This window comes from Mesorhizobium sp. M0058 (genome assembly GCF_040323095.1).
Classification (GTDB): domain Bacteria; phylum Pseudomonadota; class Alphaproteobacteria; order Rhizobiales; family Rhizobiaceae; genus Mesorhizobium.
Genome location: NZ_JAMYUQ010000015.1, coordinates 14,560 through 38,143 on the forward strand (window position 1 = coordinate 14,560; position 23,584 = coordinate 38,143).

Consider the following 23,584-nt stretch of genomic DNA (forward strand, 5'->3'; position numbering starts at 1 on the left):
GCAAAATATCCGGCCTTGTGGTCGTGCTCCTGCTGCTCGCTTGCCATTTGGCTTTTGACGGGCCGTTGTCGCGCCTGCGTGAGCGGACGTACGACTTCTATCAGTTTCTCGCCCCACGTCAGGCGACGAGCAATCCTGTCGTGATCGTCTCGATAGACGACGCCAGCCTCAAGGCACATGGGCGATGGCCCTGGAACCGTGGCCTCTTGGCCGATCTGGTCAATGGCATCACGCAGTCCGGTGCGGCGGTGGTCGGGCTTGCGCTGGTACTCCCCGAGGCTGACACCTCGCCTGAGGGCATGGCCGGAGACAAGCGCCTGGCAGCGGCGCTGTCCAAAAATCGAACGGCGCTTGCCGTCAGCCTGGGCAATGAAGCGACGGTTTCAGAAGCAGAACCCAAAGCCGGCTGGTCGATCGTCGGGCAAGTACCCGATACACTTCCCGGCTTCACCGGTCTTACCGGGTCGCTTGCCGAATTCTCGAACGCCGCCGCAGGCCTCGGCGTGATTCGCACCTTGCCCGATCCCGACGGCGTACTGCGCCATGTGCCGCTGCTCTGGCTTCGCAACACCCCTCAACGCGCGCAGCTGTGGCCGTCTTTCGCACTCGAGCTCCTGCGCCTTTACGCTGGACAGGACGGTTACACAGCCCGGATGAATGCAGCCGGGTTCGACGCACTCAGGATGGCAGGCGCCATTGTGCCGCTCGAGCCGGAGGGGAGCATCCGCCTCTGGGAAACCGCCACCGACACGCCTCGCCTGTCTGCCAGCACTATCCTTTCGGGCCATGGCGATCCGCGGCTGCGGGACGCCATCGCCATTGTCGACCTGTCGGCTGTGGGCCTGACGCAGTACCTGCCCACGCCGACGAGTCCAGCGCGACCAGGAGCGGAGATCCACGCCGATGCGATCGGCCAGATGCTTGCCGGGCGCTTCCTGGCAGAGCCAGCGCACGCGCGTATGCTCGAGCGGCTCTGGTTTCTCCTCAGTGCCGTCGTTTTCATCGGGGTTTCCGGAGTGCTCGCCGGGCGTGTCGTGCTTGGCGCCCTCTCCCTGGCGCTGCTGGCCGTCACGCCGTTCGTGTTCGGCGCTCTCGAGTACAGCCTGCAGGGTGCACTCTATGACCCGCTGCAGCCGGCGCTTGCAACCATCATGGTTGCGGGCTTCGAAGGCTATGTCCTCTACAGGCGCAGCGAGCAGCGCCGGTCCACCCTGACGCGACAGTTCTCCCAATATCTGTCGCCCTCCGTGGTGCAGCGCCTCGCAAGCTCGGACACCGAGGCAATCCTGTCCGGCGAGAAGCGCGAGATCACCATTTTGATCAGCGACATACGTGGCTTCACGACCATGAGCGAACAGCTCGACACCCAAGAGATCGCCAAGGTGGTCAACCATTTCCTCGGCATTGCGACCGATGAGATCCTCAAGCGCGACGGCACCATCGACAAGTTCATGGGCGATGCGGTGCTGGCCTTCTGGAACGCACCGCTAGATCAACCCGATCATCGTGAGCGTGCGCTCGACGCGGGCCTGGCCCTTATCGAGCGGGTGAGGCGCGAAGACGCCGCCTTCACCGCGGATGGCCATCGCTCCATCGAAATCGGCGTCGCCATCGAGACCGGCATCTGCTCGGTAGGCAATTTCGGCTCCGAACGGCGCTTCGATTACACCGCGATCGGCTCCCCCGTGAACCGCGCGGCACGGCTCGAATCGACGACCAAGAAGCTGGGCATCCCCCTGGTGCTTGGACCCGGCTTTGCGGCAGGAGCATCGATGCCGGTCGTCCAGGCGGGCGCCTTTGAGCTCCAGGGTTTCAAGGGCGAGGTGCCGGTTTTCACCGTTCCGGAGATGCAAGCTGCTCAACAAGGTATGAGCCGCGAAGTAGAGAGCCAACGTGGTGAGCAATCTGGCGCCCCCGCCATGGTGGTTGGTTCGCCGCCATCCGTGCAAATGGCGCCGCTTGACCTGACACCCCGAACCCGGAGCATCCGCTGATCGGATCCAGCGGATCGCAAGATGCGATTGTCACGGGCACAGACGGACATCTCGTTCGGCGACCATCGAGGGATGCGACGGCTTGCGTCACTCGTCCTTGAAAGTCACCTTCATATGTTTGTGCACCATTGAGGCGAGGTCCTCGGCATCCCAGTTCGTTAGCCTAATGCAGCCGTGAGAGAAGGTCTTCCCGATCTTGCCGGGTTCGGGCGTGCCGTGAATGCCGTAGCTTTCGATGGAGAGGTCGATCCAGATTGATCCCACGGGATTGTTAGGGCCGGCAGCAATGGTGAAGGGCCGCTTGGTTTTGACTCCCTTGAATGCAAAATCGGGATCGTAGTGATAGGTCGGGTTGTGCACCACCCTTTGGATCTCTGCCTGCCCACTTGGTGCCGGCTTCTCGTCGCTCCCGATCGACGCAGGGTAGACGGCAAGCGCTTTATTGGAGGGGTCGAGCACGCGCACCTGATGAGCGCCTTTGTCGACTTCCACGCCGGCAATGGTGGCGGGAGGTTCACCTCGGCCAACATCTGGTACCAGCAGCGTGGTTCCAGCTTTCCTGAATCCGGTGCCTGGGTTTAGCCTCCTGAGCAATGGTTCGCTCACATGGAAGCGCTCCGCCAGCTTCTCGATCGAGTCGTGATAGCCAAGCCTTCTCAGGCGAGCCATCCTCTCCATGCGCCCCGGAATGCGTTTGGTGAAGGGGCCGCGTACATCTTTGCGGTTCAGTTCATAGGTGACCAGAGCTGGGCTGGTGGAGGTTGCCATCAGCTTGTCCCAAGTCGCCTGGGTGAGCTTGCCATCTGGCGCCAGTCCGTTCGACGCCTGGAAGGCCTTGACCGCCTTGGCGAAGTTCTCTCCAAGGCGGCCGTCGATAAGCCCCGGTGAGAAGCGCGCACGATCCAAAAAAATTTGCGCCTTCAGCACGGCAGGATCGAGCCCTTTCGGGTCGCCGGCGGAGAATTGCGCCTGATTTACCGCGGCTAGATCCAGCTTGGCCGCCTCCGTCCCGCCGCATGCGAAGGCGAATGCAATGGCGAGGAGGAGAAGGAGCCTGATCATCGATGTCACTCCTTGCGTTAAATCGCACCTGATCTGCTTCTATGACGCGCTGTGGCAGATCTGGTTCCATTCGCCGGTAGGAGGATCATAGGCAACCAGCCTTACGCCGCCGACCGGTCCGAGACGTTCGATGCCCAATGCCTTGCCCCTCACGAGAGGCGTTGCTGGCCTCGCAGATCGGCAGTGTAAAAATGGTCTGGCCATGTTGACGTGAGCTTCTACCTTCAAACTGCCCACTACCTGGACCGGCAGTCAAATGGTCTCAGGGCAGCAAGTGAGGAGATGCGCTGGGAACCGGCTTATCGGGCGGGTATTCTATTGATCTTCGGTATCGATAGATCCATGTTCCGTCGTCACTGTGATCGCGTTGTCGCCCGCGATTGCTCTAGCGTATTCGAAGCGCTCCAACTTCTGTTCTGCCGATAGGCCTTTGAACATCGCGGTGGCCGAGTTCGTGATTTTGAAGTCGCCGCAACTCGGACAGCGAAACTCCCGGATGTCACCAACTGTCTCCGAATTAACGAGCGCCTGCTCATCTGTAATCGGGCAAATTGCGGCCATCCAAGCCATCGTGGTCCTCCGTCCTAAGGCCGTCCTCGATTACCCAAAAGGCATCGTCGAGTGCAAAATCCATTTCTGCCGACGCTCACCCCACCTGGAGTACTCCACCGAGTAGATTGCGCTCTCCACTCTCCAACCCAGAATGTGGATTAAAGCCAGTTCCTCGGCGAGCGATTTGCTGGTGAGCGGTAGGCGCTCTCGCTCTGGAGCCTCTCCCAAACGATCGGAGATGTTCATGTAGCGTCGGGCAGGACCGAAGGGCCGGAACGTGGCGTTTTCATCTCTTCGGCAATCACCAGTAGCGCCTCCAGAGCGACGGCGATCCCCGACATCACCGTACTTATGTCTGCGCTGCCGCCGAGCGTCGAAAGTTCGGCCGCTCGCGTTTGCATGCTTTGGCTCAGCTCTTGTAACTTCAGGCGCAGCTCGTCATCCATGTATGTTCTCCAAGCTTGACGCTGGAGGAACGCGCCTGCTTACAACCCGTTCCGCCGGTGGCCGCAGAGAACCGGAGACACCGCAGATGCTACAACTTGCGCTGTGGCGGCGCTTAGGATGGGCGGTGGATTGAGCCTCAGCGACTGACCGTCGGCAAATAGCGGATGCTTCAGTCTCGAAAAGGTGCTGGACGGCTCGATATGCACCGCCCCTTGGCCCAGGGTGCTGGTCCCATGCACAGTAAGGCCGTGCAAGTGCGCGCGGCCTCTGGGCCCAACATTCCAGTCGTCATGGTCCAAAGTTGTCCCAAGGTGGGTTCTCACCAAAGCGGGCGGCGAGAAGCGTCACGAAGCTTTGAACTTTGGCGGAAAGATGCCTTCTTGACGGGTACATCGCGTATATCGACCGGCTTACCGGCTTGAACTGGGGCATCACTGTCTCCAGCTGGCCCGAACGAATGGCTTCTCCAACAAGGAAAGTGGGGCAAAGTACTATGCCTGCTCCACCCAGCGCCGCATCGCGCAGGAGCTGCCCGTTCGTTGCCGTCATCCGTGCAGTGATTTTTACCGCCACTTCCCCCTTTGGTCCGTCGAACCGCCATTTTCCGCGGCTGGCGCGCAACGCGTAGTCCAGACAATCATGGTCGTGGAGATCCGACGGCTTTGTGGGACGCCCGCGTCTGTCCAGATAGTCGCGCGAAGCGCAGACCACCTCGCGTGAGGGCGCGATTCGGCGAGCAACCAGATTGGAAACCGTGAGTGGAGCGATGCGTACCGCGACATCCAAGCCCTCTTCCACGATATCAACCACACGGTCGTCCAACACCAACTCAACCGACACCTCCGGATAGACCGCGAGATATTCTGCAACGACTCTCCCAAGGTGCATCGCGCCGAAGGAGATCGGCGCGCTGACACGCAGTGAGCCGGTCGGACGTGTCTTGCTCTCGGCCGCGCTCGTACGAACTTCCTCGACATCCTCGATTATGCGCAGACTGCGCTCGTAGACGGAGGCGCCGACCTCTGTCAGGCTGATGCGCCGGGTCGTCCGGTTGAGAAGGCGTGCGCCAAGCCACTCTTCCAGCATTTGGACATGCTTGCTCACGGCCGCTGGCGATAGTCGCATCCGCTTGGCCGCTCCAGCGAAGCTGCCTTCACCGACGACGTTGGCAAACACGGTCATGCTGGTCAGCCGGTCCAACTGCAATCACCTCTTTCATTCACGTTTCGTGAATTCACCATCCATATTTCCCTCCATTATCAATCCACGGTGGACAGATTATCTGAAGTCAGGCCGGGATCAATTGCCCGATCCGTCTCTCTAACATTTGCCCGAAACGTCGGCGTCGAGTGCCTTCTTGCGGGCTGGAGGTGATCATGTCTCTGACCAAAGCAGCCCTTCAGGAGAAACAGGGAGCCACTGTTCGCATGTGGCTCTCCGTGCTCACCGTATCGCTGGGTATTTTTTCGATGATCACTGCGGAGCAACTCCCTGTGGGGCTGATTCCGGCAATTTCTTCCGAGTTGAATGTCTCTATTGGGAGTGGCGGTCTCACGGTGACGATACCCGGCGTAATTGCGGCGTTCGCTTCTATCGGTTTGCCGTTGGCAGTGGGGAGGCTCGACCGGCGTATTCTGATGGCGGGCCTGCTCGCGGCAATGGCTGCGGCGAGCGTGATTTCAGCGCTTGCAACGAACTTTCCCGTTCTGCTCGCGTCCAGGCTGCTCGTCGGGATCACCATCGGTGGCTTTTGGGCGATAGCCGGGAGCATCGCAGTACGCCTTGTTCCTGGACCGTCCGTGCCGCGCGCCATGACTATTGTCTTCGGCGGTGTAAGTGCCGCTGCGGTGCTGGGCGTGCCGGCCGGCACGATCATCGGTGATCTAGTCGGCTGGCGCGGCGCGTTCTGGTCTCTCGCCGGTCTGAGCTTTGCCATACTGCTCGCCGCCCTGCTTGTGCTTCCGAAGCTGGAGGCGGCGCAGCCTGTGGAGGTGAAAGCCCTGCGTGCGCAATTGCGCAATCCCGCCCTTCTGGCGGGCGTGGTTGCGACCGCACTGCTGGTGGCTGCTCACTACGGTGCCTACACCTTCGTGAGCCCGGTGTTGCTGGAGGTCTCGGGCGTCACTGCAGGGAGCATAGGCTGGCTACTGTTGGGGTATGGCATTCTCGGAATGATTGGCAACGCCGTCGCAGGCGTCTGGGCCGCCAAATCCGTCGGTCGCACATTGGCCTGCATCGTCATTGGGCTCGGCGCCACGCTGGCTCTCTTCCCTTTGCTCGGGGTCACGCCGCTCACAGGAACCATCCTGCTGCTGGTGTGGGGCTTCGCGTATGGCGCGGCGCCCATCACGCTGCAGACGTGGGTGCTGAGTGCAGCACCAGAAAGCGCGGAGACCGCGACGGCCATCTACTGCTTCACTTTCAATCTTGCCATCTCCGTGGGTACCCTAGCGACCAGTCAGATCGTCGACACGATGGGCGTGAACAGGGTCCTCTGGGTCGACTCCGCCATCATCCTGCTGGTGCTGCTGCCGGTGTGCCGCGCACCCATGCTTAACCGGAACATCGGAAACTCGTAGACAGCAAGCCATCCTGTGCCGCCATCTGTCTATGATGCTGTGTAGGTTGAAGTAGACCTTCGTTCCTCTGTCTTGAAAGTCACGCGCGTCACATCAAACGCGGGTTCCGCCGCACCGTGCGGGTGCCGATGCTTGCGCCCCCGGAGGACAACTGGCTACTTGAAAAAGGACTTGATCCCCTCGTCGATATGTGTGCTGATATGAGATCGATCTCATGCCGCGCTCTCAATTGCTGTTTCTCTACGGGAGCGCGCTCTGGGAAGCATATGTCTGAATGACGATGAAGAGGGAGGTTCAAGTGAGGAAATTGATCGCGTGGCTGGCCTTGGCCACTACCACGCTCGCGTTCGCGTCTGCGGCGTCGGCGGGTGAAACCATCGACCGGGTTACCTCGAAGAAGGCAATGGTGGTCGCCACAAACAGCGGTTGGCCGCCGCAGAGTTTCCTCGACGACAGTAATCAGTTGGTCGGCTTCGATATCGACGTCTCGAAGGAGATCGCAAGGCGCCTCGGTGTGGAGGTCAGTTTCGACACGCCGGACTGGGCGACGATGACGGGCGGCCATTGGCAGGGACGCTACGATCTGGGTGTCGGCTCGGTGACGCCGACCAAAGCGCGGGCCAAGGTGATCGATTTCGAAGGCATCTATTATTATAGCCCCTACGTTTACGTGGTTCACAAGGACAGCCCGGCCAAATCGGTCGCCGACCTGAACGGTAAGATCATCGGCGTCGAGACCGCCACCACGTCGGAGGATTTCATCCGCAGACAACTCGAGATCGATGCTCCCGGCCTGCCGCCCATCGAATACAAGCTGGAGCCAGGTGAGATCAGGACTTTCGCCGACTCAATGCTGCCGTTCGACGATTTGAGGCTTGGCGACGGCGTGCGCCTCAACGCGGTCATCGCACCAGAACAGACGGCTCAGAACGCGATAAAGAACGGCTACCCGTTGCGTGTCCTGGAAGGCGGCTATGCCTTCCGTGAGCCGCTGGTGGTGATCGCGGAAAAAGGTGATGCCGAGTGGAATGCCAAGATCGGCGGCATTCTCGACGAGATGAAGAAGGACGGTACCCTCGCGAAACTGACCACCAAGTGGTACGGCAAGGATTACAGCGCCGACTGAGGAGCGTCGTGGATAAAGCTTGAGCGGGATGCATTCAATTGAACATCCCGCTCCATCTGTTTTGTTTCAGCCGCATTTCCACGACACCGGGCGGCTCCGCCTGCCTGCAAAATGCTCTAGTGCTGCCACCTCATCATATTGATCATGACATGTCCTGACACCTATTACCGACGCACGCTTGCCGACAACACCATCAGGCCGCCGCTGAGCGGCGTTTCCGAGTGCGAGACAGTCGTTGTCGGCGGCGGACTGGCCGGCCTGACGACGGCGTTGCAGCTGGCTCGCGCCGGCCAGCAGGTCGTCGTTCTTGAGGCGCAGCGGATAGGCTTCGGCGCCTCCGGTCGCAATGGCGGCTTCGTCAATCCCGGTTTCGCCACCGGCACCGACAACATCGCCGCGATGGCCGGCGTCGACGCGGCACAAAAACTGCACCGCCTGTCCATCGAAGGCGTCGACTTCGTGCGGCAGACGATCCGCGATCTAGACATCAAGGCGGCAGAGCCGCGCTCCGGTATATTGAGCGTGCTTCGCCACGATGGCGGCGCCGCGCTCAAGGCATATGCGGAGCAACTGGCGCGGGATTTCGACTATCGGCTCGACTATCTCGATCGCGACCAGGTGCGAGCGGTGCTGCATTCGGATCGCTACCACCAAGGCCTGCGCGATCCCAGCGCCTTCCACATGCATCCGCTTAACTATCTGCGCGCCGTTGCGGGCGAAATCGAACGGCTGGGCGGCAGGATATACGAGAGAACGGCTGCCGTTGAAGCTAACCTTGACGGCGCCGAAAAGATCTTGCGTACCGACAGCGGCGAAGTGCGCGCCCGCCAGGCCGTAGTTGCCACCGGCGGATATACGGGGCCACTGGTCGGTCGGCTGCAGCGGGCATTCCTGCCTATCGCCACTTACGTTATGGTGAGCGAGGAGGCGCCTGACCTCATCGCCAAGGCGATTACGACGACCGACGCCGTCGGCGATAACCGTCGCGCAGGCGATTATTACCGTGTTGTCGAAGACGGCAGGCGGCTGCTCTGGGGAGGGCGCATCACCACCCGGGCAGCCTCATCGGGCGTGTTGGCGAGGCAATTGCGCCGTGAGATGGTCACCACTTATCCGCAGCTCGAACACCTCAAGACCGAACTCGCCTGGTCCGGGCTCATGTCTTATGCCCGGCACATGATGCCCCAGATAGGCCCGTTGCAGCCGGGCGTCTGGTACCTCACGGCTTTTGGTGGCCATGGCATCAACACCACGGCGGTCGCCGGCAAGTTGATCGCCGAAGCCATACTGGGACAATCGGACCGGTACCGGCTGTTCGCACCCTTCGGCCTTGCCTGGGCGGGCGGCCCGGCTGGACTTGCGGTTGCGCAACTCACCTACTGGAAGCTGCAGGCGCAGGATTGGTGGCGCGAGCGGGCCCGCTGACCGCAGGGAGATCGAAGACGTGATCGGCCGACTATTGCTCAACCACCCGGACGCGGCGCGCCGCGTTGGCGTGTTCTTCGTGCTCGCCGCCATCGCCGCCGGCCTGTATGGGCTCGGCATCAAAGCGAGTTGGCTCGGCAAGCTCGTTCCGGGGTCGGTCGAGTGGCTCGCCGCCAACCCGGACGTCGGGCGGGCGGTCTCGGCGGTGCTGATCGCATTGATCTTGGTGGCGAACTGGAACGCGCTGCGGTATCTCAGCCGCAAACAGCAGATTGTGGCAGTTTGGATAGAGCTGTTCGTGTTGCTAATGTTGTTTTTCTATTCCTTCGACTTGTCCTTCGCGTTCATCGCCAAGAAGATCGGCTTCCTCGTCTCGAAGGGTGTGGTGACGACCCTCTACATTTCGGCCATTTCGATCGCCATCGCCACCCTCATCGCCTTCGTTGGCGCCATCGCCAAACTTTCCCGCAACGGCGTGGTCTATGGCTTGGCGACCTTCTATACCTCTCTGTTTCGTGGCTTGCCGTTGCTGATGCAGATCTACATCATCTATCTCGGCCTGCCGCAGATTGGCTATGTGATCGGCGCCGTGCCGGCCGGTATCATGGCGCTGTCGCTCTGCTACGGCGCGTACATGACCGAGATCTTCCGGGCCGGCATCGAAAGCATCTCGCGCGGCCAGACCGAGGGTGCTACGGCACTCGGCCTTAGCGCTAACCAGACGATGTTCCTGGTGATCCTGCCGCAGGCGATGCGGGTCATCGTGCCGCCAACCGGCAACCAGTTCATTGCGATGCTGAAGGATTCTTCGCTGGTCTCGGTGGTCGGGGTCTGGGAGATCATGTATCTCGCACGCACGCAGGGCCAGACCGAGTTCCGCCACATCGAGATGCTCATCACCGCCTCGATGATCTATTGGCTGCTCTCGATGGGGCTCGAGTTCCTGCAGTCGCGGATCGAGGACCGGTTCGGGCGCTCACTCAAGCGCTGATCGTCATCCGTGATTTTCGCCAAAGCGAGTTGCACAGCACCGCAACAGCCAGCTTCGGAGAGCAGCTGCAGATTGTACGCCACAGCACGCCGTTCGGCGACGCCGTCAAGGGTGAGTCAACCCGGTATTTCATCGGCTTAGCCCGATCGGAGGGCAGAATAGAGCAAGTGCTGGACGAGCATGGTCGTTGGCCGACTGCCCGGCAACTTCGACCGATTGCTGGATTTCACCCGCGCCGACAAATCGATAAAATCAACGACTTTAACATGTCCTCCGGGCCAACCATTATCGCTATGTATCGATGGTAGCCGAGTTCGCCACGTGGTTCGCCAATAGGTTTGTCAGGCAGTGGTTTGCGCGTTACCAGCCGCACGACTCGGTCCATGCCCTGCACAGCCAAACGCACCGGCGAGGTTCCCGGGAATGAAGCTCGGCATGGTGTTTCGTTCCTTTGAAGTGGGCGTGTTTGGGGGAAGACCGTAGTCGGCGTGTTCGCGCCCGGTGGAATTTTCGAAGAGTTGTTTCCAACGGCGGGAACGAACCAAACTTCCATGCATTTAGCTCTGGCTTCGTTCATTCACTCTTTCTTCTGGGAGCTGGACCATTGTCATCCGGAGGCTATCTCTTGGCCGACCAACAAACCAATGACGTTTCCATCGTTGATCTGATACCTGCCCTGCGGGCTTTCGCGCGCACCTTCTGCCGCGTTCCAGACGATGCCGACGATCTGGTGCAGGAAACGTTGACCAAAGGGCTCGCCAACATCGACAAGTTCGAACCCGGTACACGCATGAAGTCGTGGCTCTTCACCATCATGCGCAACACCTACTACACGCGGATCAAGATCGCTGCACGGGAAGCGCCAGGCCTTCTCGACTGCGCGTCTTCGAGACCGATTTCGGAAGCTACCCAGGAATGGACCGTTCAGAGCAAGGAAGTTCACGGCGCCATCCAAAAGCTGCCCGAACATCAGCGCGAGGTGCTGATGCTGATCGGCGTTTTAGGAGTGGGCTACGAGGAAACCGCCGAAATCTGCGGCTGCGCGGTAGGGACGGTCAAGAGCCGGCTGAACCGTGCCCGCGCCAACATCCTTGAGCTACTCGGGGAGAGCTCGTTGCAGACATTGATAGAAAGGCGAAATCAGCTGTCGGATGGTCAGCTCGATATAGAGGTCGACAGCCGCAGATAATCAGCTCTTCACGTCTCGCCGATGCTTCTCGACGAGAGCATTTTGCAATTCGATCGCCAGCTTGGATAGGCGGTCTGGTATCTTTTCCTGCTCTATGGCGGCCAGCAGGGAAGCAATCTCCCGATCCACTGCCATCTCGACAAGCAGATCCGTGGTATCGTCGCTCGAATGAGACATCACGTTCTCTTGATAGCATCCCTAGATCCAAGTCTGGTGGATGAGCGCTCGGCACTACAAGGCGTTGTCGGCCGCTGAGAGGCTCACCGGCGGCCCTTGCACAGTTTTTCCTCCGTGCCGCGGCAAGACGCGGCGCGGTGGCGTCAGTCCTTCAGCAACCGGTTTGCGGCGTGATCCTGAAATTGATCGGACTTGGTTCGATTGCCGTCCAGCCCGCGCTCTCGGCCATGCTGCTTCCTGTCGCGGTTGGACAAAACCGCGTTTTCCTCGATCTTGTCCTTGTCCAAGGTGGTCATTGCGCCGGCGCCGGCACCTTTGCCTTGGCTGCCTTGGCCGAAATGCTTTTTGCCGCCGGATGCCATGATCTCCTCCTTCGAATCCAGGACACCGATCGGTGCCGACGCCCGAACCGGCATCGCGCTGTAATGTTCCGTCTCACCCAGCAAGCAGGAAGGCGTCGCCATCCCATGACCGAAACGGCTTCTCGCCGTCGATGACGACCCGCAATTGGTGAGCTTGCGCAAGACGGCCGATGTCGGCCCGGTCCAAAGAAAGCGATCCGCGATAAGAATAGTTCAGCAATGCGAGCCGGCCCGGCCGTTTGAGAACGCGCGCAATTTCATCGAAAAGCCGCTCAGCCATGCCGGCCAGGACCAGGTAGGGAAAGCTGTCGACCGCCAACACGCAATCGAAACTGTCGTCGTCGAAGTCGGCCAGATCGAGACCGGAGGTTTGGCGCAGTTCGACATTGCCGAGCGTTGCGCATTGCTCGGAGGCGATAGAGATCATCCGCGACGATATGTCGATGCCGACCATCCGCTTGAAGGAATTGAACAGCGCGCGCTCGAAACGTCCGATGCCGCAACCGATGTCGAGAATGTCTCGTTCAATTCCGGTGAATTCTCGCGCCTCGAGCCATTCAACGATTTCGTCGGTCATGGCTGTCAGCCGCTCGTCATCGCCAAGGGATCCTAACTGGACACTTGCGGCTGTCGAAATTGCTGCCGCGGCATCAAAACTCGAGGCCAGCCGCGTGACGACGGCGATATCCGTCTCGCCGTTACCGCGTTCATGCCGAACGGCGCCGCCTGTCGCTCGCAAAGTGGCAAGGACGCCCGGTTTGTGGCGCAGCAGTCCAGCGACCTTTCGCAGTCTTTCAGCATCGCCGGTATCCGCCGGACGGACTTTCAGCACGACCTCCGCCAATTCCGCCGCTTCAATTGTGGGCGGCAGGTGAAGCGCCAGCCTGACGAGAACAGCTTCGGCGCAGGCACCATCGGCCATGCAATCTTCGACCGCCCGTCTGACCGATGTCCGGCGCTGCGCGTGCACACTCATGACATCAACTCCGCGTCCAGATCCTCCGCATCGTCCACCTGTCAACGGCGCCCCAGCCGTATTTGTAGGGCTCCTGGCCGCGCAGGAAGTCGAACTCGCGCGCATCCTCGCGGATCGACTCCGCGATCGCGTGGCCGATCAGGATCGCCCCTGGGCTCTCCTCGGCATAAGCAGGATCGAGGCCGCCGAGATAGGCATAGGCGCGGCCGCGGTGGTGAAATCCGTAATAGGCGGCGACAGTCGTGCCATCGATCGCGAGCAACCAGCATCGGACCAGACCGTGAGCATCGAGCAAGGGAAGTGAAAGCTCATGGAAGTGCTGCACGGCGGGGTCGGCCAATACACCACCTCCATGTCCAACCCAGCGTGCATGGTGCAGGCGGATCAATTGATTCAGGAAGTTCTGGTGATCACCCCGAGCTGACGCCAACGCGAGCCGGCCGCGTCTGGACGCCGCTTGGCGCGCCCGGCGCAACTGGCGCCTGCGCCGAGCGGGAACGCAGCCGGCCAACGTTTCGTCGCCGGCAACAGCAAGCACGGGGCAGGCTGCATGAATTACCGGCCTCTCGACCGTTAAACCGGGATGCGCGATCGTAAGACCGGCACTGTTTTGCGGCAGATCAGACAAGATCCATTGTGACCACCCGACCGAGCAGATCGTTTCGGCAATTGTGGACACGACCGCCGCCTCGATATCCTGGACAGCCAGGATGTCCAGATAATCGCTGAGCGAAATGCCGACCGGAAGCAGCTTCGAACCGGCCGTTCCATGCTCGAGATAGAGTGGCGCCAGCCCGACCAGATCGCCGCCACGCCAGACCGCGACTGTCGCCAGTTCACCGGGTGCGAATGCGCGCCACCATGGCACCAGCCAGGCGGGGGATTGGAACGGCGTCGCAGAGGAACTCTGCTCCCACAGTTTCCACCAGTGCGGCGTCAAGGCATCGAATTTTACGGGGTCATCGATGATTTCGCTGCGCAACACTGCTTTTCTCACGGTGCCGCAGCGAAGCGCCGGCAATCTGTGCCAAGTTGTGCCAGCGCCTGATAGGCAGCCATATACGACGAGATCATCCGTTCCAGCGAAAACCGCCGTCGCGCCTCCACCCGGCACGCCTCGGCGTCCAGGCTGGGCGCCGCAAGAATGGCTTGGGCCATCTCGTCGACTGTGTTGACGAGAAAGCCCGTCCTGCCGTGCTCGATGACATCCGCAAGCGCACCATTCGGGAATGCGACCACCGGGGTACCGCAGGCGAGGGCCTCCATGGCGACAAGCGAGCTTGTCTCGGCGGCGAGGCTTGGAATGACCAGACAGCGGGCTGCGTTGAGAAAGCGCCTCTTGGCGTTAAAGCCGAGCGGGCCCAGGAAGCGGCGGCGAGCATCAAGACGGGATTGGACCTCGTCGCGAAAGTAGCGCGTATGTGTTTCGTAGGGATAGACCTTGCCGCCGATGACCAGGGGCACGCGCGCCTGTTTGGCCGCGTCCAGGGCCAGGTGAATGCCCTTTTCCGGGCAGACCCGGCTGAGAACCAGGGCAAAGTCTCGCTTCGGCTGCACCAGGCTCAGTGCTTCGATGTCAACGCCGTTGGGAATCGGCGCCACCAGTCTGGCCCCTGGTGGCGCCGTTTGCTGCTGGGTGGGCGAGACCGCATGGAGCCACAGGTCGTCGCGCGTCGGTCGCAGAGCCTCGGCCGGATACCAGTCCAAGGGCAGGTGGAGGCTCACCAGGGTCGGACCATCGTCGGGCAGATAGGCATGAAAATCGATGCCGTGCAGATGAACCACATCGATCGGCCATCGGGCGCGGGCAGCGGCGATCGCTTTGCGATGAGCCTGCTGCGCGCGGCTCTTCGCCGCCTCGTCGAGCACGCCGTTTTCAGCCGGTATTTCCACAAGGGTACCGCTCGCGCTGGAGCCGCGGCAGCCAATGACGATAGAGCGGTGGCCGGCGCGAACCAGCTCCCGATCGAGCATCGACAGAACCTGTTCGGCACCGCCGACAGCATCGGGTCCGACGGGTGCGAGAGGGTAGGCGACATTGAGGACAGTGAGCGCCGCGGCTGGTTGCGCCTCGGTCCCGTATGCCGCACCACCTGCCGATGATGCCGCTAATTCGTCCAATGTGTCAGGCGTCTGATGCATTGGCAGCATGACACTTTCACGCTGCCGAGGCCCGCCGCGTCGGGAGCGAAGCGGACGTCATGCCGGGCGCATAGCGGCGGATCATGGTTGCGCAGAATTCCGCGAACTCCTCCGGCGCCAGTGGCGGGCTGGTGTGGTGGGGCATCATTCCGCGATGCTGCGGTGTAAAGCAAAAGGTGACCGTCACGTCGAAATCGGCGAGTGCCTCCATCTGCCGGTCGAACCAGTCCAGCGCGTTCGGCCGGAAGCTGTCTGCCCAGGAAAGCCCCGTGCGCATATTGGTGACGCCCAGCCGCTTCATCCAGGCGACGGCATCGTCCAGCCGGGGGTCCTCGAAATGAAACCACTGCACCAGCCCCATTGCGGGCGTGTAGCGCAGGAACTCCTCCAGCGCAGGTTTTGGCGTACCGTCCTGGCGCAGCAGCCCCATGTGGAAATGTCGATAGTAAGAAGAGCCCTCCGCCTCGCGATGCCGCGTCGTTGCTTCCCATTCGCGCGGAAGATCGTAGAGGCTGTACCACTGGATGCGTGGTGCGTTGCCAATCAGCAACTCGGCGGTGCGCTTGAGCCCCCAAACCTGGATTTCTTCCGCGCCGAAGGTCGATACGCCGACTTCGCTGACCCAGATGGGAAGGTTGGTGACGGTCGCGATCTCGCCGATCTTCTGTGGCCATTCGTGGATCTGCCACAGGTTCCAGTCGAGCGGAAAGCCGTGCACGGCGACGGCATCGACATGGTCCAGCACGCCGAATTCCTTCATGCGGGTGATAAAGCCCGGATCTATCGGCGAGATGCCACCGAGTACTTTCGTCAAAGACGGGTTCTCCGACGCGATTGCGTCAGCCGACAAGATCGCCATCCTGGCAAAGCGGCTCCAATCGGGATCGAGCTCTGGGTCCCAATGCGATTTGTTGTTGGGCTCGTTCCAGATCATGGCGGCTTCAATCATGGAGCTGTCCTTTCGAGGGGTAGATGGCGCCGCCGCCGGCCGGGTCCCCGGCTGCGCGGCAGAAATAGACCTCCTGCTCGGGGTGCAGAACGATCTCGAAACCGGCGCTGCGCAGCATCGCTTCGGTGCAGGCGCGGTTTGGAATCCACCAGTTGGTGGGATCGTCGGCATAGCGGTGCTCGATGAAATGCAGCTTGGGAAACTGCGGCTGGTCGAACAGGTCATGCGTCCAGAAATGATAGTTTTCCTCCAACTCGGGCAGATCCGCGCTGCCGCGCTGCATGGACTGGAAGATCATCAGGTCACGGGCGACATGTTCGCGGATCAGGTCGAGCGCGAGCAAGGGGTGGCGCAAATGGTAAAGCACCCCCATGAACAGCACGACATCGAACGTCTCGCGCAGCGACCCGACATCGTAGACCGAAAGCTTCTGGAATTCGATCTCGCAATCGGCAACCTCGGCGGCAAAGCGAGCTTGGGCCAGATAGGCGTCATCGAAATCGATGCCGAGGACACGGTCAGCACCTCGCCGCTTCATCTCGATGGAGTAAAATCCTGCATTGCAGCCGATATCGAGTACCGCCTTGCCCGTCAGATCAGCAGGAATGGCATTGGCAAATTTGCGCCATTTGATCAGCGGGTAGTTGCCCAGAAAATGGTTGGGAGCGGTTTCGACGCCGGCAAGTTCCATGTTGTGGAACCACGGGCCGAGCGCATCGATGCGGCGGCGGATTTCGGCATGGGAATGCAGCATGGCTCAGGCTCCTTCGCCAGGAACGACGGGTACATGCGACTGCGCGCCGGGCATGATCATGGTGGGCCGGCGCTGCGCGGATGAGGCGTCGTTTTCAAGCAACCGCAGAGCTGTTCGATAGCCGTTGAAAGTGCCGACATCGACATAGTCCGACCCAGCCCTGACACCAAAAGCTGTACCGCCGGCCGCAATATAGGCGTTGACCAAAGTGCCGATATATTCGTCACTGCGCTCGCGCTCACGCCAGAGTGCCGCAAGCTGATGCAGGATATGGCCCGGCATCTTGAACGCACCCCAAACCCAGTTCGTGGCGGCATCCTGTCGTTTGACCTGGATTTCGATCACGCGCTCGTGGACGTCGGTGACGACGGCGTCGAAGAATTCCGGCTGATCCACCGGGAAAAGCAGAAATGAGAGCTGATCGTCGGGCAAATGGCGGAAACCGTCCTCGGGAAACCAGATCGTATCGGGAAGGCCGACCAGGACGACCTCGTCGGGCGCGACGAGGGGCGCCGCCCGGAAGATCGCATCGCACAGACCGACGGGGTTCGGCTGCACCACGAAGAGAGCCGCCGCGTCACCGTAGCCGGCGGCGTAGTATTCAAGGATGTCGGATTTGCCCGATCCGATGATGAAGCAAATCTTGTCGACGCCGGCCTGCACCATGCGCCGTACCAGATACTCGCTCACGGCGCATGGACGCTCGGTCTGTCCATCGATCCGGCTACCGACCGGCAGCAGCTCTTTCGAGAAGCCGAGCGGCTGAATGCGGCTGCCGCGCCCGGCAGCGGGTACGATGCCCAACATTAGACCGCTTCCCTCATCGGTTCGCCGGGAGATCTTTGAAAGGCCTCGTTCAGGATGCGATCCAGTTCCGCCGCGCGCCGTGCGGAAGTATGTTCGCCCAAGACCCGGTCGCGGGCACGCCTTCGAATGCCGTCGAGCTCGCGCTCCGGCAATCGCAATGCGGCGACCACATCATCGGTGTCATGCGCCAACAAGATTTCGCGGCCGGGTTCGAAAAATTCGGCCAGGCCCGGCCATGCATCGGTGACGATGGCAGCCCCACACGCGGCCGCTTCGAAGAGCCGTCCCGACGGGCACCAGCCCTTTTGCGCCATCGCCTCCCGGGTGACGTTCAGTGTCAGGCGAGATGATGAGAAGAAAGCCGGATGGTCGGCTGGCGGAAGATGCCTGACAAAGAAGATGTTGTCGCTCCATGGGAATTCCTGCGGATATTGCGCGCCGCCAATGATGAAACGGTGGTCGGGCAGGCGCGCGGCCGGGCGGACCAGCAGCTTTTCGACGCCGGCCTGGCGATCCGCCGCGTAAGTTCCGAGATAGGACAGATCACCGGCGAATTCGGCCCGCTTCTCTGCCGGCCGGTGTTGGTCGGGATCGACATGCCCATAGAGAGGCACCACGTGACGCGCGCCTAAAACCGACTTAAGCGCCTCGATCGCAGAGCCGCCGGTGTAACTCAAAACGAGGTCGAAATCGGCAAGACCCTCAGGTCCGAAATAGGGCGGACGCTCGCCTTGCTCGATGCGGGCAAGCGTGACCGGAGTGTCGAGATCGTAGAAGACACGCAATCCGCGACCTGTCTGCTGCGCCAGCCGCGAGGCCTCCACGGCGTCGGCACAGTAGGAGGTAACGACGACGACATCCGCTTGCTTCATTGCCCGCTCCGCAACGCGACGGATGTCTTCCCAGTCCGGATAAATGACGACGTTGCCGCCATCGAGCCGATCGAGATCACGCGTCCCGGCATAGTAGGGGGTATCGCGTTCGAAGAAGGTGATGGACCATCCCAGCCGACCCAGGGCGCGGATCAGTCCGCGCCAGAGCGTGGCATGGCCGTTGCCCCATGATGATGTAACGGTGAGACCGAAAATGACCATCTGCATCCGGAAAGTCCTCGTCAGGCAGCTTCGTTCATTCGCAGGAGCTTGGAGCCCCAGTCACCCGACACGATCGTCGTGATCGAGGCTGGATCGATGTCGAAGCGGAAGCAGTCGCCGACCGGCAAGCCAAGCACCTTGCAGACGGCGGCTTTGATCACGTCGGCGTGGCTGACCAGGGCGACACACTGATTCGGATGCCGCTCGCGCACTGCGTTCATCAGTGCGACGATCCGCTCCTGGACATCCAGCATGGTCTCGCCGCTCGGTGTCCTGGCCTCCTGCCGCTGGTCGTTCCACGCCCGCCAACCGGCATCGCCATTCAACTCGTCGAAAGTCTTTCCCGACCAATCGCCGAAATCGATCTCGTCGAGTTCGGCGCAGATCGCGATTTCGCCGACGCCGCAGGCAAGCGCGATCGGCACGGCCGTCTCTTGCGTACGCTCACGCGGGCTGCACAAGATGGCTTCAATCGGCTCCCGGGCCATGCGGCCACCAAGATGCGCGGCCTGCGCCTTCCCAGCCTCGCCAAGGCAAACGCCGTCCATCCGTCCTGCAAGATAGGAGCCGACATTGTCGTGCGCTGCATGACGGATCAAAAAGAACGTTGTCGTCATTCCGCGGCATCCAGCAAAGGCTCGTCCTTGCCGGCGATGAAAGCGAGCGTGCGCTGCCGCGCTTCGGCGTCGGTGAACTGTTCGGGAGGCGACTTCATGAAATAGCTGCAGGGGCCGGTCAGTGCTCCCGCTATGCCACGATCGAGCGCAAGCTTGGCGCAGCGTATCGCATCGATCACCACGCCGGCTGAATTTGGAGAATCCCAGACTTCCAGCTTGAGTTCGGCGTTGAGCGGCACGCCGCCGAAGGTCGTCCCTTCCACCCGGATATAGGCCCATTTGCGATCGGTCAGCCACGGTACGTGGTCGCTGGGTCCGACATGAATATTGCCCGGCTCCAGGGGAACATCGAACTGGCTGGCCACGGACTGGGTCTTGGAAATCTTCTTTGATTCCAGCCGCTCGCGTTCCAGCATGTTGAGGAAGTCGGTGTTGCCGCCGAAATTCAGCTGATAAGTGCGATCGATGCGCACGCCGCGCTCGCGGAAGAGATTGGCCAGCAGGCGGTGAACGATGGTCGCCCCGACCTGGCTCTTGATATCATCGCCGACCAGCGGCAGCCCTCGCTGCTCGAAGCGCCGGCGCCATTCCGGACGTGAGGCGATGAAAACGGGTATGCAGTTGACGAAGGCGCAGCCGGCCTCGAGCGCGCATTCGGCGTAGAAGCGCGTCGCCTCCTCGGAGCCCACCGGCAGGTAAGAGACCAGCACGTCGGCGCCGCTGTTGCGCAGGATTTCGCTGACGTCGGCAACCGGCTCCGGCGCCTCCTCGATTTCGTCGCGCAAGTATTTTCCGATGCCGTCAAGTGTCGGTCCGCGCTCGACGCGAACGCCGTTTGCCGCCGCATCGGCAAAGCGGAACGTGTTGTTGGGGGCGGCGTAGATTGCTTCAGCGACGTCGAGGCCAACCTTGCTCCTGGCGACGTCGAACGCGCAGACAATCTCGACGTCGTCGACATGGTAGCCGCCGAGGTCGGCATGCATCAGCCCTGGGATTGGTTCGTTGCTTTTTGCGTGACGATAATAGGAGAGGCCCTGCACCAGGGAGGATGCGCAATTGCCGACCCCGACGATACCGACACGAACCTTTTTCGATCCCACGAAACTGCCGCCCTATGCTGTTCAAAGGTAAGTTCCTGCCGCCGAACCACCAGCGTGCCGGAATGTTCCTTGGCCTGCCGAAAAATTGCGCAAGACAGCATGGATCGAAGCAGCGCTCGCTGCGTTGCCGCAAGGCAAAGCATTGGAAAACCGATCGATGATCGTTTACGGCGACCAGAAGCGGAGGCAGAGCGCAGAACGGCTTCGCGAAGCTGCCAGCGAGATTGCTCAAAGTCTGGACCGCATGGCTCGTGGCCTCCGACGCCATGCCGCGTTGGTTGGACTATTCATCAGCGTATCGGAACTGGTTCGGGCGCTTGCCGATGTCGATTTCGAGACCAGCGGCATCGACATCTTTTCGCCGCGGCAACAGCAAGGCGCGAGATTGCTGGTTGGTCTTGCGGCCGAGGTGGCGAAGTCGTGGCGAAGCGGTTTCGCCGTGGGCGGTGGCATCGACCCAGGACTTCTCCAACTGCTGGACGGGTTGGATTGCGAGGCTGAGGTTCTGACCGGTTCTGCCGAGGGTTACGCGCATTACGCGCTTTATCCCGAAAGCTATTTGGGAGCGGCGCAGGAGTCAGGTCTCGATGCGAACACATGCGTGATCGGCATCCGCAGCATCGGCCTGGGGCTTGCCGCCATAGTGGCTGCCGCGATTGGCGCGCCGGCGCCGTTCAGCGTTCGTCCGGTCGGCCATCCTTTCCGCAGGCACATCAATGCCGATCCGCGCTCGATCGCTTCCTGGAAGAACAATCCATCGGCACGCTTCGCCGTTGTAGACGAAGGTCCCGGTCTGTCCGGCAGTTCGATGCACGCCGTCGTCGCGTGGCTGCGGGAACTGGGTATTGGTATGGACCGCATTCACCTGTTTCCCAGCCATCCTGGCAACCCGGGCATCGAAGCGTCACGGGAGGCCAGGGAGACATGGTCGCGCTGTCCGAAACATGTGGCGACGGCGCTCGAATGCACCTTCCCCGAAAGCTCGAACATTCCCACGCTTAGCGAATGGGTGGCCGAGGCGGTCGGCAGCCCCGAATTACGCCTGACCGAACTGTCTGGTGGCGAATGGAGGAGCGTCCACTACGTCGACGAAAAGCATTGGCCGCCGAGCCCGCGCGGCATCGAGCGGCGTAAATTCCTGGCGTCCGCGGGGTGTGGTCGCTGGCTCGTCAAATTCGCCGGCCTCGGCGAAACCGGACGGCGTAAGAGACGAGCCGCGGAAATGTTGGGGAAAGCCGGGTTCGGATCGCAAGTGGTCGGGCTTTGCCACGGCTTTCTGGTCGAACGGTGGATTGACGGCACCACGATGGACCAGGCGCCGCTGCCAAGAGGAAGGCTGGTCGCGGAGTTGGCGCGCTATCTAACCTGGCGGGCGCTCAATCTCCGAACCTGCGAACCGGGTGCATCATTGCTCGCACTCGCGGAAATGGCTGTTTCCAATACATCTGAAGCCCTGGGCGAGAACCGAGCGGCGACGTTGCGCCGTTGGCTCTCGAAAAAAACCCCTGCGTATGTTCTGCAGCGGGTGGAAATCGACGGAAAGCTTCACGCGTGGGAGTTTCTCGTTTGTGCCGACGGCACGGTGCTCAAGACAGATGCCGTCGACCATTGCCGGGCACACGATTTGATTGGCTGCCAGCCGATAGAGTGGGACATTGCCGGCGCCCGTGTCGAATATGGACTATCCGACAGCGATGTGACGACATTGGTCGAGGGGATGGGGCTCGATATTGACAATGGCCACATCGATTTTTTCGAACCCTGCTATTTGGCGTTCCAAATCGGGCTCTGGAGCACGGCTGCGCAATCCGAAAATGGCCAGGAAAAAGCAAGGCTGGCCGGGACGGCAGACCGATACAGGGCGGGGCTGATACGATTCCTGGACGAATCTCAGGTGTAACGTTTCGATCAATCCAGCCTTCGCAGCATGTCTGCTTCCTGCTCAAGAATAGCGGCCACTTCCTCGCGCTGCAGATGCGTCATCATCAAGCTGACGCAGCACTCGAGATAGGTGATCGAGGAGCGCCGCAAATAGGCAGCCGCCTCGCGTTCGGCAATCTTGTCGACATCCTTCGCGGGTCGCTTGGGTTGCATGAGGATGATCCTCCGTATCGGGTCCCTCCCGCCAAACTACAAGGTTGGATGGATGTTCCGCACGATCTCCGGGCAGGTCCGGCCGCGGCCCACGTCATGCAGGAAGGTTCTGCAGCCCGCCTGCGGGTCTCCTTTTGGCAAGGCCTGTCATCTGATCGCCGATGCCGGTGCCTTCGAGCGCCGCGAAATAATCGATCGTCAGCTTGAGCCCTTCGTTGAGCGGCACTCTCGGCGACCAGCCGAGCAGCGTTTTCGCACGCGTAATATCAGGCTGCCTGCGCCGAGGATCGTCTTGCGGCAGGGGCAGAAATTTCAGATCCGACTTGGTGCCGGTCATCGCCTTCACCAATGCCGCCAGTCGCACGATGGTGAATTCTCCGGGATTGCCCAGATTGACCGGCTTGCCCGGATTGGGGTCGATGTTCATCAGGCGCATCAATCCATCAATCAAGTCGGAGACATAGCAGAAGGATCGCGTTTGCTGGCCGTCGCCGAATATCGTCAGCGGACGCTTCTCGAGCGCCTGCATGATCAAATTCGAGACGATGCGACCGTCGGCCGGATCCATTCTCGGACCGTAGGTGTTGAAGATGCGCGCGACGCGGACGTCGGCCTTGCCGGCCCTTAGATAGTCGAAGCAAAGCGTTTCGGCGGTGCGCTTGCCCTCGTCGTAGCAGGCGCGTGGGCCGGTGCAGTTCACATGGCCGACATAATCCTCCCTTTGCGGGTGTTGTTCCGGATCGCCATACACTTCGCTCGTCGAGGCCTGCAGCAGTCGCGCGTCATTGCGGACAGCGAGTTCGAGCAGGTTGAGGGTTCCTATCACGCAGGTACGCGTGGTGTGTATCGGGTCGGCCTGATAACGCGGCGGTGAGGCGGCGCAGGCCAGGTTGAAGATGTGATCCACGGGCTCGCCGAGATCCAATGGCCGGCAGATGTCCTGCTCGATCAACCGGAAACCCGGCCGGTCCATGATCGAGATGATGTTTTCCATGCGCCCGGTCAGAAAATTGTCGACGCAGATCACGCGCCAGCCGTTGCGGAGCAATACTTCGCAAAGATGCGAACCGAGGAAACCCGCGCCGCCGGCAACAAGCACCGTCTTTGCCCTGTGCGCCTTTCTTGTCTGTCGCATCGCTGTTTTCTC

Annotated in this window: 24 protein-coding genes; 7 read left to right on the forward strand and 17 right to left on the reverse strand. The window is 61.2% G+C overall.

Features of this window, described 5'->3' with window-relative positions:
• Window positions 1-23 precede the first annotated feature (23 nt).
• The gene (locus tag NKJ75_RS24465) at window positions 24-1,994 is read left to right on the forward strand and encodes a CHASE2 domain-containing protein (protein WP_196813856.1); all 1,971 of its coding nucleotides are present in this window, start codon (window positions 24-26) and stop codon (window positions 1,992-1,994) included.
• An 87-nt stretch (window positions 1,995-2,081) separates the two neighbouring features.
• On the opposite strand, the gene NKJ75_RS24470 is transcribed toward NKJ75_RS24465, so the two are convergent.
• The 4 genes from NKJ75_RS24470 to NKJ75_RS24485 all read right to left on the reverse strand — a co-directional run bounded on the left by NKJ75_RS24470 (window position 2,082) and on the right by NKJ75_RS24485 (window position 5,255).
• Window positions 2,082-3,056 carry a L,D-transpeptidase family protein gene (locus tag NKJ75_RS24470; RefSeq protein ID WP_023744460.1) on the reverse strand — a complete coding sequence of 325 codons (975 nt, stop codon included), beginning with the start codon at window positions 3,054-3,056 and terminating at the stop codon, window positions 2,082-2,084.
• A 315-nt stretch (window positions 3,057-3,371) separates the two neighbouring features.
• Window positions 3,372-3,626, reverse strand: coding sequence for a hypothetical protein (locus NKJ75_RS24475; protein WP_023699977.1), 255 nt, complete (start codon window positions 3,624-3,626; stop codon window positions 3,372-3,374).
• A 224-nt stretch (window positions 3,627-3,850) separates the two neighbouring features.
• A complete protein-coding gene (locus NKJ75_RS24480; RefSeq protein WP_023667962.1) occupies window positions 3,851-4,054 on the reverse strand; it encodes a hypothetical protein in 204 nt (67 codons plus the stop codon).
• A 289-nt stretch (window positions 4,055-4,343) separates the two neighbouring features.
• On the reverse strand, window positions 4,344-5,255 hold the full coding sequence (locus NKJ75_RS24485; RefSeq protein ID WP_023744461.1) for a LysR family transcriptional regulator: 912 nt from the start codon (window positions 5,253-5,255) through the stop codon (window positions 4,344-4,346).
• 176 nt (window positions 5,256-5,431) lie between these two features.
• Between NKJ75_RS24485 and NKJ75_RS24490 the strand changes: the two genes are divergently transcribed.
• The 5 genes from NKJ75_RS24490 (at window position 5,432) to NKJ75_RS24510 (ending at window position 11,365) form a co-directional block, all read left to right on the forward strand.
• Entirely contained in the window at window positions 5,432-6,634 is a 1,203-nt protein-coding gene (locus NKJ75_RS24490; RefSeq protein ID WP_023712240.1) for an MFS transporter, read from the forward strand.
• Window positions 6,635-6,932: 298 nt separating this feature from the next.
• Complete coding sequence (locus NKJ75_RS24495) at window positions 6,933-7,760, forward strand: transporter substrate-binding domain-containing protein (RefSeq protein WP_023736090.1); 828 nt, start codon at window positions 6,933-6,935, stop codon at window positions 7,758-7,760.
• A 144-nt stretch (window positions 7,761-7,904) separates the two neighbouring features.
• The gene (locus NKJ75_RS24500; protein WP_023833999.1) at window positions 7,905-9,185 is read left to right on the forward strand and encodes an NAD(P)/FAD-dependent oxidoreductase; all 1,281 of its coding nucleotides are present in this window, start codon (window positions 7,905-7,907) and stop codon (window positions 9,183-9,185) included.
• Between the two features lie 19 nt (window positions 9,186-9,204).
• The gene (locus NKJ75_RS24505) at window positions 9,205-10,176 is read left to right on the forward strand and encodes an amino acid ABC transporter permease (protein WP_023687785.1); all 972 of its coding nucleotides are present in this window, start codon (window positions 9,205-9,207) and stop codon (window positions 10,174-10,176) included.
• 625 nt (window positions 10,177-10,801) lie between these two features.
• Window positions 10,802-11,365 carry a sigma-70 family RNA polymerase sigma factor gene (locus NKJ75_RS24510; RefSeq protein WP_023667968.1) on the forward strand — a complete coding sequence of 188 codons (564 nt, stop codon included), beginning with the start codon at window positions 10,802-10,804 and terminating at the stop codon, window positions 11,363-11,365.
• Here NKJ75_RS24510 and NKJ75_RS24515 read toward each other — a convergent pair whose 3' ends face one another.
• From NKJ75_RS24515 to NKJ75_RS24565, 11 genes are all read right to left on the reverse strand, one after another.
• Window positions 11,366-11,542: a hypothetical protein gene (locus NKJ75_RS24515; protein ID WP_023696378.1), complete on the reverse strand. Its 177-nt coding sequence runs from the start codon at window positions 11,540-11,542 to the stop codon at window positions 11,366-11,368.
• Window positions 11,543-11,685: 143 nt separating this feature from the next.
• Window positions 11,686-11,904 (reverse strand): hypothetical protein, encoded by a 219-nt coding sequence (locus tag NKJ75_RS24520; protein WP_023741848.1) that lies wholly within the window; start codon window positions 11,902-11,904, stop codon window positions 11,686-11,688.
• A gap of 73 nt (window positions 11,905-11,977) precedes the next feature.
• Window positions 11,978-12,880 carry a class I SAM-dependent methyltransferase gene (locus tag NKJ75_RS24525; protein ID WP_023744463.1) on the reverse strand — a complete coding sequence of 301 codons (903 nt, stop codon included), beginning with the start codon at window positions 12,878-12,880 and terminating at the stop codon, window positions 11,978-11,980.
• 4 nt (window positions 12,881-12,884) lie between these two features.
• Window positions 12,885-13,865, reverse strand: a complete 981-nt coding sequence (locus NKJ75_RS24530; protein ID WP_023696375.1) for a GNAT family N-acetyltransferase — start codon at window positions 13,863-13,865, stop codon at window positions 12,885-12,887.
• Window positions 13,866-13,873: 8 nt separating this feature from the next.
• Window positions 13,874-15,031, reverse strand: coding sequence for a glycosyltransferase (locus NKJ75_RS24535; protein ID WP_023744465.1), 1,158 nt, complete (start codon window positions 15,029-15,031; stop codon window positions 13,874-13,876).
• Between the two features lie 7 nt (window positions 15,032-15,038).
• Window positions 15,039-15,971, reverse strand: a complete 933-nt coding sequence (locus tag NKJ75_RS24540; RefSeq protein WP_023699985.1) for a glycoside hydrolase 5 family protein — start codon at window positions 15,969-15,971, stop codon at window positions 15,039-15,041.
• A complete protein-coding gene (locus NKJ75_RS24545) occupies window positions 15,964-16,725 on the reverse strand; it encodes a TIGR04290 family methyltransferase (RefSeq protein ID WP_023687791.1) in 762 nt (253 codons plus the stop codon). Before NKJ75_RS24545 ends, NKJ75_RS24540 begins: the two co-directional genes overlap by 8 nt.
• Before the next feature lie 3 nt (window positions 16,726-16,728).
• Window positions 16,729-17,532 (reverse strand): sugar phosphate nucleotidyltransferase, encoded by an 804-nt coding sequence (locus NKJ75_RS24550; RefSeq protein WP_023667976.1) that lies wholly within the window; start codon window positions 17,530-17,532, stop codon window positions 16,729-16,731.
• On the reverse strand, window positions 17,532-18,632 hold the full coding sequence (locus tag NKJ75_RS24555; RefSeq protein ID WP_023699986.1) for a CgeB family protein: 1,101 nt from the start codon (window positions 18,630-18,632) through the stop codon (window positions 17,532-17,534). The genes NKJ75_RS24550 and NKJ75_RS24555 overlap by 1 nt, the downstream gene beginning before the upstream one ends.
• 14 nt (window positions 18,633-18,646) lie before the next feature.
• The gene (locus tag NKJ75_RS24560; protein WP_023667978.1) at window positions 18,647-19,243 is read right to left on the reverse strand and encodes a histidine phosphatase family protein; all 597 of its coding nucleotides are present in this window, start codon (window positions 19,241-19,243) and stop codon (window positions 18,647-18,649) included.
• The gene (locus tag NKJ75_RS24565) at window positions 19,240-20,343 is read right to left on the reverse strand and encodes an inositol-3-phosphate synthase (RefSeq protein WP_023736084.1); all 1,104 of its coding nucleotides are present in this window, start codon (window positions 20,341-20,343) and stop codon (window positions 19,240-19,242) included. Before NKJ75_RS24565 ends, NKJ75_RS24560 begins: the two co-directional genes overlap by 4 nt.
• A gap of 85 nt (window positions 20,344-20,428) precedes the next feature.
• Here NKJ75_RS24565 and NKJ75_RS24570 point away from each other — a divergent pair, with 85 nt between their 5' ends.
• Window positions 20,429-22,243 carry a hypothetical protein gene (locus NKJ75_RS24570; RefSeq protein WP_245265754.1) on the forward strand — a complete coding sequence of 605 codons (1,815 nt, stop codon included), beginning with the start codon at window positions 20,429-20,431 and terminating at the stop codon, window positions 22,241-22,243.
• Between the two features lie 8 nt (window positions 22,244-22,251).
• Here NKJ75_RS24570 and NKJ75_RS24575 read toward each other — a convergent pair whose 3' ends face one another.
• A complete protein-coding gene (locus NKJ75_RS24575) occupies window positions 22,252-22,437 on the reverse strand; it encodes a hypothetical protein (RefSeq protein WP_023667982.1) in 186 nt (61 codons plus the stop codon).
• 94 nt (window positions 22,438-22,531) lie between these two features.
• Window positions 22,532-23,572, reverse strand: a complete 1,041-nt coding sequence (locus tag NKJ75_RS24580) for a UDP-glucuronic acid decarboxylase family protein (RefSeq protein ID WP_023744467.1) — start codon at window positions 23,570-23,572, stop codon at window positions 22,532-22,534.
• Window positions 23,573-23,584: the final 12 nt, after the last annotated feature.